Here is a 13,661-nt window from a genome sequence, read left to right as displayed (position 1 = left end):
TGCCGTCCTGGACCCGCCGCTTGCACGCTTGCTTTCAACACCAGGGATGAAGGAGGACAAAAGATGCGCGCACGCAATGCCACGGCCTATCGCTTCCTTACGCCCTATCTCCTGATCTTCGCCATCTTCTGGGTGTGGCCGATCATCTCCTCGTTCCTGATCTCGTTCCAGGCGACGCGCACCGTGCCGTGGCGCTTCGCGCCCGGTTTCAACTGGGGCCGGCTGATCGGCGACCCCGCCTTCTTCAACGCGCTGAAGAACACGCTGCTCATCCTCGTCATCCAGGTTCCGGTGATGATGGCGCTGGCCATGGTGATGGCGGTGCTTCTGAATTCGCCGCTGCTCAAGGCGCGCGGCCTCTACCGCTTCGCCTTCTTCGCCCCGGTGGTGGTCGGCGAGGTCGCTTATTCGGCGGTGTTCCGGCTGATGTTCAGCCTCGATTTCGGGATCGTCAACAAGCTGCTGAACAGCATCGGCCTGCCCAAGGTCGACTGGTTTTCCAATGTCACGCCGGCCATGGCGCTGATCATGATCGCGGTCACCTGGCGCTGGGCCGGCTACAACGCCATCATCCTGCTGGCCGGCATGCAGTCCATTCCCGAGGATGTCTACGAGGCAGCGACGCTCGACCGGGTAAGCAAGCTCAAGCAATTCTTCTACATCACCCTGCCGCTGTTGAAGCCGGTCATCGTCTTCTGCGCCGTGCTGTCGATCATCGGCACCATGCAATTGTTCACCGAGCCGTTCCTGATCACCGAGCGTGGCGGGCCGGGCGGCGGCACCGAGACACTCGGTCTGCTGCTTTACCGCCAGGGCTTCCGCTCGCTCAATTTCGGCTATGCCTCTGCCGTCGCCTACACCATGGCCGGGCTGGCGATCGCCATCACGCTGGTGCAGCTATGGCTGACGAGGGAACCGAAATGAGTTCGCTCTCGTCGGCAAGACTGAAACGAAGCATCGCACTGCACCTGTTCCTGACGCCGCTGGCGCTGATCTGGTTGTTTCCGCTGTGGATGATGGTGGTGTTCTCGACCATGCCCGACAATGGCATATTCAGCCCGGGCATCGAACTGTTGCCGCGCGGCAATTTCATCGACAATTTCAACAATTTGCAGCGCGACACAGACTTCGTCGGCGCCATCGTCATCTCCGTTTGCGTGGCGGTGACCTACACCGTCTTGTCGGTGCTGTTGACCTCGATGGCCGGCTGGGCGCTGGCCCGCTACCAGTTCTTCGGCAAAAGCGTGGTCGTGGCCATCATCCTGGGCACCATCACGCTGCCCTATGCGGTGGTGCTGATCCCGCAATTCATCATGGTGGCGCGCGACTTCAAGCTTGCCAACACCTGGGTGGCGCTGATCGTGCCGCCGCTGTTCAATTCGCTGGGCGTGCTGTTCATGCGCCAGAGTTTTTCGATGATGCCGGACGATCTGTTCGATGCGGCCCGCGTCGAGGGCGTCAAGGAGTGGCGGATCTTCGTCTTCATCGCCTTGCCGCTGGCGCGGCCGATGCTGGCGGCGCTCTGCATCATCCTGTTCCTCGCCTCCTGGAATAATTATCTGTGGCCACTTCTGATCAACAGCCAGCCGGGTTCGATGACAGCACCCGTGGCGCTTGGCACGCTGATCGGCCTGACCAAAGTGTCGTGGGGCGGCATCATGGCGGGCGCGGTCATGCTGACCGTGCCGATGCTCATCGTCTTCGTGCTCCTGCAGCGTCATTTCATCGCCGGCATCGCCGCCGGCGCGGTCAAGTAAGGGGCAGAATGGCAACCGTCACGCTCACCAATGTCGCCAAGCGCTTCGGCGCGTTCGAAGTCGTCCACGGTGCCAACATCGACATCGCCGATGGCGAGTTTGTCGTCTTCGTCGGCCCGTCGGGCTGCGGCAAGTCCACGCTGCTCAGGATGATCGCCGGGCTGGAGGACATCAGCGGCGGCGAGATCGCCATCGGCGGCAAGGTGGTCAACGATGTCGAGCCGGCCGACCGCGGCATCGCCATGGTGTTCCAGTCCTACGCGCTCTATCCGCATATGAACGTCGAGCAGAACCTCTCCTTCGGGCTGCGCATGACCGGCAACCCCAAGGCCGATACCGAGCGGCGGGTGAAGCGCGCGGCCGAGATACTGCGCATCAGCGAATTGATGGACCGCCGTCCGAAGAAACTTTCCGGTGGCCAGCGCCAGCGTGTCGCCATCGGTCGCGCCATCGTGCGCGAGCCGCAAGTGTTCCTGTTCGACGAGCCGCTCTCCAATCTCGATGCCGAACTGCGTGTCCAGATGCGGGTCGAGATTTCAAGGCTGCACAAGGAACTCGGCGCCACCATGGTCTATGTCACCCACGACCAGACCGAGGCGATGACGCTGGCCGACCGGATCATCGTGCTGCGCGCCGGCCATATCGAGCAGATCGGCCGGCCGCTGGAACTCTATGACGATCCCGACAATATGTTCGTGGCCGGCTTTGTCGGTTCGCCGAAGATGAATTTCATCAAGGCCCATATTGTCGGGCGTGATGAAAAAGGGGTCGTGGTCGAGCTGGCGGGCGAGGAGAAGACCCGCATCACGCAACCGTTGAAATGCGCAGGGCCTGAACTGGGTAGCAAAGTCATCGTCGGCGTGCGGCCGGAACATTTTGGCAGCGCCGGTGAAGGCGACGCCGACCTCACCGCCGCCATCGACGTGGTCGAGCACCTCGGCGGCACGAGCTTTCTCTATGCCCGAACGACCCATGGCGAGGATGTGGTGATCCAGCGCGACGCGGCAAAGGTTCCCGACACCTCGGAGGTCACCGTTTCCATCCGCAAATCCTACCTGTTCGACGAAAAGGGGCTGCGGCTGCGCTGACCGGCCGCCCCTTTCCAAGCCCGCAAGGAGAATGACATGACTGCATCAACGCCCATTCGCTGGGGGATTCTTGGGCCAGGCGGCATTGCCAAGGCTTTTGCCGGCGGCGTCGCCGGTTCGCGCACCGGGAAACTGGTCGCCATCGGCGCGCGTAACCCCGGCAAGCCGGGCCTGGCCGAGAGCTTTCCCGGCGCCCGCATCCTCGACGGTTATGACGCTCTTCTCGCCGATCCGGAAATCGACGCGATCTATATCGCGGTGCCGCATCCCGGCCACGCGCAATGGGCGATCCGGGCGGCGGAAGCCGGAAAACATGTGCTTTGCGAAAAGCCGCTCGGGCTGACCGCCTTCGAGGCCGACGCCATGATGCATGCGGCGCGCAAGGCCGGCACCTTTCTCGGCGAAGCCTTCATGTACCGGCTGCATCCGCAGACGCAGCAACTGGTGGGCCTGGTCAAGTCCGGCGTCATCGGCGAGATCAGGATGATCAAGTCGAGCTTCGGCTTCGCCATGCCTGATTTCATGCCGGAGCACCGGCTCTACGCCAACGACCTCGCCGGCGGCGGCATCCTCGACGTCGGCGGCTATCCCGTGTCGATGGTGCGCCTCATTGCCGGCGCTGCCGCGGGAGAGCCATTCGCCGAACCCGACAAGGTGGTGGGCGCCGCCCACCTTGGCCAGTCCGGCGTTGACGAGTGGGCCTCCGCTGTCCTGCATTTCCCCGGTGGCATCGTCGCCGAGGTTTCCTGCAGTATCTCGCTAAACCAGGACAACGTCCTGCGCATCTTCGGCACCAAGGGCCGCATTGAGGTGCCGGACTTCTGGTTCGCCGGCGGCGACCGCGATGTCGGCCTCGGCCGGATCGACGTGATCGGCTCCGACGGCGCGCAAGAGACCATCAGCGTCAACGAGAAGCGCCATGTCTATTCCTTCGAGGTCGATGCCGCCGGCGAGGCGATCCGCGCCGGGCGACAGGAATTCGCCTGGCCGGGCATGGGCTGGGCCGACAGCCTCGGCACCTTGCGCGTGCTAGACAGATGGCGCGCGGCGGTGGGGCTGGAGTACGAGATCGAGAAGGCCGCGCTGCGCACCAACACCATCTCCGGCCGACCTCTGCGGCCCGGCGGCACCGCGATCGGCAAGCGCACCATTCCGGGCCTGCCGAAACCCACCTCCGTGGTGGCGCTCGGCTTCGAGGATTTCCGCACCTTCTCCTCCGGGTCGATCCTGCTCGACGCCTTTTTCGAGGCTGGCGGCAATCTGTTCGACACCGGCTACGTCTACGGCGGCGGCTACACCGAGACGCTGCTCGGACAATGGCTGAGAAACCGTGGCGTGCGCGAGCAGTCGGTGATCATCGCCAAAGGCGCGCACTCGCCGCTCTGCTATCCCGACGTGATCGCAAAGCAGCTTGCCCAGTCGCTCGACCGTCTGCAGACCGACCATGTCGACATCTATTTCATGCATCGCGACAATCCGGACGTGCCGGTCGGCGAGTTCGTCGACGCCATGGACGCGGAGGTCAAGGCCGGGCGTATTCGCGGTCCCTTCGGCGGCTCCAACTGGACGATGCAGCGCATGGACGAGGCCATTGCCTATGCCGAGCGCACTGGCAAGCAGAAGCCCGGCGCGCTCTCCAACAATTTTTCGCTGGCCGAAATGCTGGAGCCGATCTGGGCCGGCTGCATCACCTCCTCCACCGACGACTGGAAAGCCTGGCTGACATCCAGGCAGATGCCGAATTTCGCCTGGTCGAGCCAGGGACGCGGCTTCTTCACCGACCGCGCCGGGCGCGACAGGCTGGACAGCGAGGAACTGGTGCGGGTCTGGTACTCCGAGCGCAATTTCGGCCGCCGCGACCGGGCGATCGAACTCGCCGCCAGGCTGCGCAAGAGCCCGATCCATATTGCGCTGGCCTATGTCCTCAACCAGCCTTTCCCATCGGTCCCGTTGATCGGGCCGCGCACGCTGGGCGAACTGGACGACAGCCTGCGGGCGCTGGACATCGCGCTTTCGCCGGCCGAACTCGAGTGGCTGGACGGCGGCAGCCTGCACGCGGCCTGATTAGGTCTCAAGCGGCGTCACGTCTCGTCGTCCGACACCTTGGCGCCGCGCCTGGCCGGCGTTCGCAAGCTGGCATACATGCCGGTGGTGCGGAACTGGCTGGGCGTCGTGCCGTAGAGGCGGCGAAAGACCTTCGAAAAATAATTCGCATCCTCGAACCCGCATAGAATTGCCACTTCCTTCACCGGCAGGAAATCCGCCTTGGTCAGCAATTTCGCCGCCCGCTGCAGCCGCTGCTGCAGCACGAACTCGGCGGGCGGCAGGCCTTCGCTCTCGGCGAAGCAGCGTGAGAAATGAGCCCGGCTCAGTCCGCTGATCTGGACAAGGTCCGCCACCGGCAGGGCTTTGTCGAGATTGGCGTTGATATGATCGATGACCGGCTGCATGGCACTCTGTTTTTCGGCAAAGGCGTGCGAGCCGAACACATCGTCGTAGAGCGCCATCGCCGCCTCGTAGGCGATCGCCGAAGCAGCGCCTGGAGAAGCGGCCCCTTTGATAAGACGCAGACTGCAATCGGCGAGATGATCGATCGTCGCCGGCTGCAGCCGAAAGACCGGACCCGACACGTCGAGGATCGACTTGTGGACGCGCAACGCCTCCTCGCCGTTCATCGAGATCCAGAAATATTCCCAGCGCTCGCCCCTGGCCAGCCAGTAGCGGTGGTTGTGCGGCACCAGCACCAGCAGCGTGTCGTTCGTCTGCAGGCGGTAATCGCGGTTTTCGTAGCGCAACCGGCCGGTACCGCCGATCGTATGCTGCAGGACGGTGAACGGTGTCTGACCGCGCTTTCGCCCGTCCCAGTCATAGGTCACGTCCTCGCGCACCTCATAGCCCGTACTCGTCGGCATGGCATGCAGGCGCTGGCGGCCGCGCGGCAGCGAGACCGTCCGCATCGACTCTCCGTTAGCGATCAAATCCCGCAGCACAAAATTACCCCTGAAAGCATAATCCTTCTCTGGTCGCGCCCGCGAATAAGCGCATAATCACGCCTCGAAGAACGCGAATAACCCGCGAACGAGGAGCGGGCGGAGGAGAGAAAAGCCGGATTCCGGCTTGAATGGCATGCGCCCAAAGGCGTGTGGCCATCTTTCTTCCCTTGCTGCTCCTTGCCTAGCATTCGATTGGACCGAGGTGAAGGTGATGAGTTTCAAAATCGCTATTATCGGCGCCGGCAGCGTCGGTTTCACCAAGAAGCTGTTCACCGACATATTGTGCGTGCCGGAATTCAAGGACATTGAATTCGCGCTGACCGACGTCAGCGAGCACAATCTCGCGATGATCAAGGCGATCCTCGACAGAATTGTCGAGGCAAACAATCTGCCAACGAGGGTGACCGCGACGACCGACCGCCGCAAGGCGCTCGAGGGCGCGCGCTACATCATCAGCTGCGTGCGGGTCGGCGGCCTCGAAGCCTATGCCGATGATATCCGCATTCCCTTGAGATACGGCATCGACCAATGCGTCGGCGACACGATCTGCGCCGGCGGTATTCTCTACGGTCAGCGCAACATTCCGGTGATCCTGGATTTCTGCAAGGACATCCGCGAAGTCGCCGATACCAACGCCAAATTCCTCAACTATGCCAACCCGATGGCGATGAACACCTGGGCGGCGATCGAATACGGCAAGGTCGACACGGTCGGTCTCTGCCATGGCGTCCAGCACGGAGCCGAACAGATCGCCGAGGTGCTGGGCGCGAAATCGCCGCGGGAACTCGACTATGTCTGTTCCGGCATCAACCACCAGACCTGGTTCATCGATTTGCGGCTGAACGGCCGCAAGATTGATAGGGATGAGCTAATTGCCGCCTTCGAGGCACATCCGGTCTATTCCCAGCAGGAAAAGCTGCGCATCGATGTGCTCAAGCGCTTCGGCGTCTATTCGACCGAAAGCAACGGCCATCTCTCCGAATATCTGCCTTGGTACCGCAAGCGCCCCGACGAGATCACGCGCTGGATCGACATGTCCGACTGGATCCATGGCGAGACCGGCGGCTACCTCCGCTATTCCACGGAAACCCGCAACTGGTTCGAGACCGAATATCCGCAATTCCTCGAAGCGGCGTCGAAACCGATCGACGCATCAAGGCGCTCGAATGAGCATGCGAGCCACATATTGGAGGCGCTGGAAACCAACCGCGTCTATCGTGGCCACTTCAACGTCAGGAATGACGGCGTGATCACCAATCTGCCACGGGACGCCATCATCGAGTCACCCGGTTTCGTCGATCGTTTCGGCATCAACATGGCCGCCGGCATCACGTTGCCGGAAGCCTGTGCCGCTACTTGCATGGCCTCGATCAACGTCCAGCGCATGTCGGTCCACGCGGCCATATCTGGCGACATCGATCTTCTGAAGCTTGCCGTGCTGCATGATCCGCTGGTCGGCGCGGTGTCGACGCCGGAGGAGGTCTGGCAGATGGTAGACGAAATGGTCGTCGCCCAGGCGCAATGGCTGCCGCAATATGCCCACGCGGTTCCGGCAGCCAAGGAGAGGCTGTCGAAATCCACGGTCAAGACGCGGGAATGGGCCGGAGCCGCGCGGCGAAGCGTGCGCTCGATCGAGGAACTGCGCGCCGAAAAGGCCGCGCTGAAGCAGGCCGTCTGAGAACCGGGCGCGGCGGCGGATCCACGGGAGGCAAATCCACCGCAGTCTGCCGTCCAGGCAAGATACGAGCAGCAGCAAACGTGTGAACAGGAGGGAGGAGACAATGAGGAACCTACGCAGCATTGGCATTGCCGCCGGACTGGCGCTGAGCGTCTCCGTTCCGGCGCTCAACGCTTTCGCTTCCGAGCCGACAATCCCACCGGTTCCGGCGACGTTTCCGGCCGAGGGCAAGATCAAGTACGTGCCGCGCGACTCCATCCTGGAGTTCAAGGCGCTGCCCGACTATCACGAGCCCGATTGGGTCACGGAAAAATACGTCAAGGCCGGCAAGCTGCCGCCGGTGAAAGATCGGCTGCCGAAAGAGCCGCTTGTCTTTAAGACCGCCAACATGCCGGACGGCATCGGCGTCTACGGCGATACGATGCGCCATGTCATCGGCGGCCGGCCCGAAGGCTGGAACTACGGCGCCGGCCAGACCCAAGGGTGGGGCGGCATCGACATCGGCCTTTCCGAGTGCCTGACGCGCACCGCGCCGCTGTTCCAGGTTGAGGCGAAGGACACCGAGCCGCTGCCCAATCTTGCCAAAAGCTGGGATTGGTCAGCCGATGGCCACAAGCTGACCATGCATCTCGTCGAAGGTGCCAAATGGTCCGACGGCGTGCCGTTCAACGCCGACGACGTCATGTTCTACTGGGACGACGAGGTCATGGATCCCAACGTCTCGCCGCTCAATGGCGCCACCCAGGAAACCTTCGGCGTCGGCACGACGCTGAAGAAGATCGACGACTACACGGTCGAATGGACCTTCAAGGACGCCTTCCCGAAACAGCACCTCTATGCAATGGCCTATGGCACCTTCTGCCCCGGTCCCGCGCATATCTTGAAGCCGCAGCACCCGAAATATTCGAAGAACACCTACGATCAGTTCAAGAACGCCTTCCCGCCCGAATATATGAACATGCCTGTCATGGGCGCCTGGGTGCCGGTCGAATATCGGGCCGACGACATCATCGTCATGCGCCGCAATCCCTACTATTGGAAAGTGGACGAGAAGGGCAACCAGCTGCCCTATCTCAACGAGCTGCATTACAAACTGTCGACCTGGGCCGACCGCGACGTTCAGGCGGTCGCCGGCGCCGGCGACTTCTCCAACCTCGAGCAGCCGGAAAACTTCGTCGCCTCGCTGAAGCGCGCGGCGGAGGCGAACGCGCCGGCGCGCCTTGCCTTCGGCCCGCGGCTGATCGGCTACAATCTGCGCCTGAACTTCTCCGCCAATGGCTGGGGCAATCCGGACGAGCGCGGCCAGGCGATCCGCGAACTGAACCGCAACGAGGATTTCCGCAAAGCCGTCACCATGGCGCTTGACCGCAAGGCGTTGGGCGATTCCCTCGTCAAGGGGCCGTTCACCGCGATCTATCCAGGCGGCCTCTCCTCGGGCACCAGCTTCTATGACCGCAAGTCCACCGTCTACTATCCATTCGACCTCGAGGGCGCCAAGGCCGAACTCGCCAAGGCTGGTCTGAAGGACACAGACGGTGACGGCATCGTCAACTTCCCGGCCGGTACCGCCGACGGCAAGAACGTCGAAATCGTGATGCTGGTCAACAACGACTACACGACCGACAAGAGCCTCGCCGAAGGCGTGGTCGCGCAGATGGAGAAGCTTGGCCTCCGGATCGTGCTCAACGGGCTTAACGGCACCCAGCGCGATGCCACGCAATATTCAGGCCGCTTCGACTGGCTGATCCGGCGCAATGAGCAGGAGCTGACCTCCGTGGTGCAGAACACCGTGCAACTCGCTCCGGTCGGCCCCAAGACCAGCTGGGATCACCGCGCGCCGGAAAGCGGCGAGGTCGACCTGATGCCTTTCGAGAAGGACCTCGTCGACATCGTCAACAAGTTCGTCTCGTCGGCGGATAACAACCAGCGCGCCAGTCTGATGCGGGACTTCCAGAAGATCTCGACCGAGCACGTCTACAATGTCGGCCTGACGGAATATCCCGGCGCCTTGATCGTCAACAAGCGCTTCTCCAACATCCCGCAGGGCACGCCGATCTTCATGTTCAACTGGGCCGAGGATTCGATCATCCGCGAACGGGTCTTCGTCGCGGCCGACAAACAGGCGAAATACGAATTGTTCCCCGAAGAGCTTCCCGGCAAGCCTGGAGACAAGGGCCCGATGTAAGTTTAAGGGCCGATGCAAGTTACCTCCCCCGACTGAGAGACACCCGGCCGCGTCGAGGGCGCGGCCGGGACAAACCAACCCTCCGAACGCCCCTCCAGGGGAGCGTCCGGCGAGATGAGGAAGCGGACCGTCCATGCTGCGATTCCTGCTCATGCGCATAGCGTCGGCAATCCCGGTTCTCGCTATTTTGAGTCTCGTCACCTTTGCCATCATCCAGGCGCCGCCTGGCGATTATGCCGATTACATCCGCTCGCAGCTGATCAACCAGGGCGGAGCCTCCTTCGCGGAGGCCGACGCACAGGCCCAGGCCTATCGCGTCGAACACGGCCTCGATAAGCCGCTGCCCGTCCAGTATCTCAACTGGATCGGCGGCGTCGTCACCCGCGGCGATTTCGGCTACAGCCTCTATTACAACAAGCCGGTGGCCGAGGTCGTCGGCGAGCGCCTGCCGCGCACGCTGCTGCTCGCGCTGGTCTGCCATCTGCTCGCCTCGGTGCTCGGCATCACTTTCGGCATATGGGCCGCGACCCGGCAATACACCTGGATCGATTCCACGCTGTCGGCCATCGCCTTTCTCGGCATGACGGTGCCGCGCTTCCTGATGGCGCTGATCATCGTCTATTTCCTGGTCTTCCAGTTCAACGTGTCGGAGATCGGCTCATTCTTCTCGCCGCAATATGGCGGCGCGCCATGGTCGTGGGCCAAATTCGTCGACCTGGTCAAGCATGTCTGGCCGGTGGTGGCGATCGCCACCTTCGGCGGCCTCGCCTACAATATGCGCGTCATGCGCGGCAATCTGCTCGACACGCTCAACGCGCAATATGTCGAGACGGCGAGAGCCAAGGGCCTGACCGGCAGTGCCGTCGTCATGCGCCACGCCGTGCCCAATGCCTTGCATCCGCTCGTCATGTACCAGGGCGTGGTGCTGCCATACATGCTGACCGGCGAGATCGAGACGGCGATCATCTTCGCGCTGCCGACCGTCGGTCCGGCGATCGTCGGTTCGATGGCGGTCGGCGACGTCTATGTCACAGCCACCTTCATGATGGTGCTGTCGGCGACGCTGATCGTCGGCAACATCATCGCCGACATGCTGCTCGTCCTGCTCGATCCGCGCGTGCGCCAGTTCGGGGAGGGCTAGATGCTGGCGCGAGAGCCTTCACCACCGCCACTGCCGGCCGAGCGAGCCACAGTAGCGCCCGCACGCGGCAATGAGAGCTACATGGCGCTTGTCTGGCGCCGGCTGAAGCGCTCCTGGACCGGGATGGCTGGGCTTTGGCTGGTCGTGCTACTGCTGGTGATGGCCGTGTTCGCCGAATTCCTGGCCCCGATGGATCCGAAGGCGACCGATGTCGGCTTCGCCCCGCCGCAGCTGCCGTCCTTCCACGACAAGGATGGTAATTTCGTCGCGCGGCCTAGGGTCTATGCGCTGGCCGATTCGGCCGATCTCGATCCGGTCACCTTCCAGCCCATCGTCGGCCCCGACTACGACCACCCGAGGCTGCTTGGCTTCTTCGTCGAGGGCGCGCCCTACAAGCTCTTCGGGCTGATCCCGGCGAACCGGCACTTGTTCGCCTCGACGGACGGCCAGCCGGTGCATTTCCTCGGCACCGACAAATTCGGCCGGGACGTGCTGTCGCGCGCCATCCATGGTTCGCGCGTCTCGCTGATGATCGCGCTGACGGTGGTCTTCATCATCACGGTCATCGGTACCACTGTCGGCATGGTGTCGGGCTATTTCGGCGGCCGGTTCGACGTCTGGATGCAGCGCTTCGTCGAACTGGTGCTCGCCTTCCCACAACTGCCGCTCTATCTGGCGCTGACGACGCTGATCCCTGTCACCGCGCCGACCAATGTGTTCCTCGGCTTTGTCATCATCGTCATGTCGGCGTTGGGCTGGGCGCAGATGTCGCGCGAGGTGCGCGGCAAGACACTGGCGCTGGCGCGCATCGAATATGTGCGCGCCGCCATGGCGGTCGGCTCCACCGACCGGCGCATCATCCTGCAGCACATCTTCCCCAATGTGATGAGCCACGTGATCGTCGCCGTGACGCTGGCCATCCCGACGGTTGTGCTGCTCGAATCCTTCCTCGGTTTCCTCGGTTTTGCCGTCAAGCCGCCCCTGATCTCCTGGGGGCTGATGCTTCAGGACACCGCGACCTATTCCGTCATCGGTACCTATCCCTGGATCCTGTCGCCGGTCGGTTTCGTGCTGGTCACCGTCTTCGCCTTCAACGCGCTCGGCGACGGCCTGCGCGATGCCGTCGATCCGTATTGAGGGGACAGGAATGACCGTCGTACTCGCCGAGCCCTTCGCACCAGCCTTTCGCCTCGATCATGATGGGCGCCAGGGAGAGCCCGTCATCGACGCCCGCAACATCGAGGTCGCCTTCAAGGTCGAGCACGGTACCGTCGAGGCGGTCAAGGACATCTCGTTCCAGCTCTATCGCGGCGAGACGATCGCGATCGTCGGCGAATCCGGTTCCGGCAAATCGGTGACGGCGCGCACCGTCATGGGCCTGCTGTCGCGCCGCGCAACGGTGTCACCGAAATCGAGCGTCTGTTATGACGGACAGGACATTCTGAAATTCCCCGAGAGCGCCCGGCGCAAGCTGCGCGGCAACCGCATCTCGATGATCTTCCAGGAGCCGATGAGCTCGCTCAACCCGATTTACACGGTCGGCAGCCAGATCGTCGAAGCGATCCGGGTGCATCGCAAGGTGAGCCGCAAACAAGCCTGGGCGCGCGCTCTCGAACTGCTGCGGCATGTGCAGATTCCCGAGCCCGAGGCGCGGCTCAAGCAATATCCGCACCAGCTCTCGGGTGGGCAACGGCAGCGCGTGATGATCGCCATGGCGCTCGCCAACGATCCCGACGTGCTGATCGCCGATGAGCCGACGACCGCGCTCGACGTCACGGTCCAGGCGCAGATCCTCAACCTGATCCGCAATCTGCAGAAAGAGCTGCGGATGGCGGTGATCCTGATCACCCACGACCTCACCGTGGTGCGCAAGTTTTCCGACTACGTCTATGTGATGCAGCATGGCGAAATGTGCGAGCACAACGTCACTGAACGCTTGTTCGCCGATCCGCGGCATCCCTACACCAGGCGATTGCTTGCTTCCGAACCAAGAGGACGGCCGCAACCGTTGCCCGCGGGCTCTGGCACCATCCTCGAAGCGAATGGCGTGCGCGTCTGCTTCATGCTGCGCCACGGCACGTTCTTGAAGCCGGACTGGCGTGAACTGGTCGCGGTCGACGACCTCGACCTCAAGCTTTGCCGCCATGAGACGCTTGGGCTGGTCGGCGAATCCGGCTCCGGCAAGACCACGTTCGGCCAGGCGCTGCTCCGGCTGACCGAAGCGAAACGCGGTGAGATCCGCTTCGATGGCCAGCCGATCCATGGCCTGTCGCGAACGCAGATGCGGCCGCTGCGGTCGCGCATGCAGATCGTCTTCCAGGACCCGTTCTCCTCGCTTAACCCACGCATGACGATCGGCCAGATCATCGAGGAAGGGCTGGTCGTCAACGGCATCGGCGCAACGCGCCGCGAGCGGGTCGAACGGGTGCGCGAGGCGTTGGTCAGCGCGGGCATGCCGGGCGATATCCTGTCGCGGTTTCCGCATGAATTTTCCGGCGGCCAGCGGCAGCGCATCGCCATCGCCCGGGCCATCGCGCTCGAACCCGAATTCATCCTGCTCGACGAGCCGACGTCGGCGCTGGATCTCTCCGTCCAGGCGCAGATCATCGACCTGCTGCGCAAGCTGCAGGACGAGCGTGGCTTGAGCTATCTCTTCATCTCGCACGACCTGAAGGTGGTGCGGGCGCTCTGCCACCGCGTCATCGTCATGCAGCACGGCAAGATCGTCGAGCAGGGACCTGTCGACCAGGTCCTCACCCATCCCAAGACCGCCTACACCGAACGGCTCGTCAGGGCCGCTTTCGACGTGGCCTGAACAT

Annotated in this window: 10 protein-coding genes; 9 read left to right on the top strand and 1 reads right to left on the bottom strand. The window is 63.0% G+C overall.

Annotated features, from left to right (window positions below; translation table 11 throughout):
- Window positions 1-63: 63 nt before the first annotated feature.
- The 4 genes from FJ943_RS15765 to FJ943_RS15750 are packed head-to-tail and all read left to right on the top strand — an operon-like array spanning window position 64 to window position 4,909.
- Window positions 64-924, top strand: a complete 861-nt coding sequence (locus FJ943_RS15765) for a sugar ABC transporter permease (protein ID WP_140722791.1) — start codon at window positions 64-66, stop codon at window positions 922-924.
- Window positions 921-1,757: a carbohydrate ABC transporter permease gene (locus FJ943_RS15760; RefSeq protein ID WP_140660715.1), complete on the top strand. Its 837-nt coding sequence runs from the start codon at window positions 921-923 to the stop codon at window positions 1,755-1,757. Before FJ943_RS15765 ends, FJ943_RS15760 begins: the two co-directional genes overlap by 4 nt.
- An 8-nt stretch (window positions 1,758-1,765) precedes the next feature.
- A complete protein-coding gene (gene ugpC, locus FJ943_RS15755) occupies window positions 1,766-2,845 on the top strand; it encodes a sn-glycerol-3-phosphate ABC transporter ATP-binding protein UgpC (protein WP_140722788.1) in 1,080 nt (359 codons plus the stop codon).
- A 36-nt stretch (window positions 2,846-2,881) separates the two neighbouring features.
- Window positions 2,882-4,909 carry an aldo/keto reductase gene (locus FJ943_RS15750; RefSeq protein WP_140722785.1) on the top strand — a complete coding sequence of 676 codons (2,028 nt, stop codon included), beginning with the start codon at window positions 2,882-2,884 and terminating at the stop codon, window positions 4,907-4,909.
- A 17-nt stretch (window positions 4,910-4,926) separates the two neighbouring features.
- On the opposite strand, the gene FJ943_RS15745 is transcribed toward FJ943_RS15750, so the two are convergent.
- A complete protein-coding gene (locus FJ943_RS15745; RefSeq protein WP_140614689.1) occupies window positions 4,927-5,802 on the bottom strand; it encodes an AraC family transcriptional regulator in 876 nt (291 codons plus the stop codon).
- Window positions 5,803-6,049: 247 nt separating this feature from the next.
- Here FJ943_RS15745 and FJ943_RS15740 point away from each other — a divergent pair, with 247 nt between their 5' ends.
- The 5 genes from FJ943_RS15740 (at window position 6,050) to FJ943_RS15720 (ending at window position 13,657) form a co-directional block, all read left to right on the top strand.
- Window positions 6,050-7,516, top strand: coding sequence for an alpha-glucosidase/alpha-galactosidase (locus tag FJ943_RS15740; protein ID WP_140715870.1), 1,467 nt, complete (start codon window positions 6,050-6,052; stop codon window positions 7,514-7,516).
- A gap of 103 nt (window positions 7,517-7,619) precedes the next feature.
- Window positions 7,620-9,701 (top strand): ABC transporter substrate-binding protein, encoded by a 2,082-nt coding sequence (locus FJ943_RS15735; RefSeq protein ID WP_140722782.1) that lies wholly within the window; start codon window positions 7,620-7,622, stop codon window positions 9,699-9,701.
- Between the two features lie 133 nt (window positions 9,702-9,834).
- Complete coding sequence (locus FJ943_RS15730) at window positions 9,835-10,842, top strand: ABC transporter permease (protein ID WP_015316259.1); 1,008 nt, start codon at window positions 9,835-9,837, stop codon at window positions 10,840-10,842.
- On the top strand, window positions 10,843-11,979 hold the full coding sequence (locus FJ943_RS15725; protein ID WP_015316260.1) for an ABC transporter permease: 1,137 nt from the start codon (window positions 10,843-10,845) through the stop codon (window positions 11,977-11,979). It begins immediately after the preceding gene.
- 10 nt (window positions 11,980-11,989) lie between these two features.
- Window positions 11,990-13,657, top strand: coding sequence for an ABC transporter ATP-binding protein (locus FJ943_RS15720; RefSeq protein ID WP_140614686.1), 1,668 nt, complete (start codon window positions 11,990-11,992; stop codon window positions 13,655-13,657).
- Window positions 13,658-13,661 lie beyond the last annotated feature (4 nt).

The sequence above is a fragment of the Mesorhizobium sp. B2-3-10 genome (assembly GCF_006442275.1).
GTDB lineage: Bacteria > Pseudomonadota > Alphaproteobacteria > Rhizobiales > Rhizobiaceae > Mesorhizobium > Mesorhizobium australicum.
This window is presented reverse-complemented; position numbering and strand designations above follow the sequence as displayed.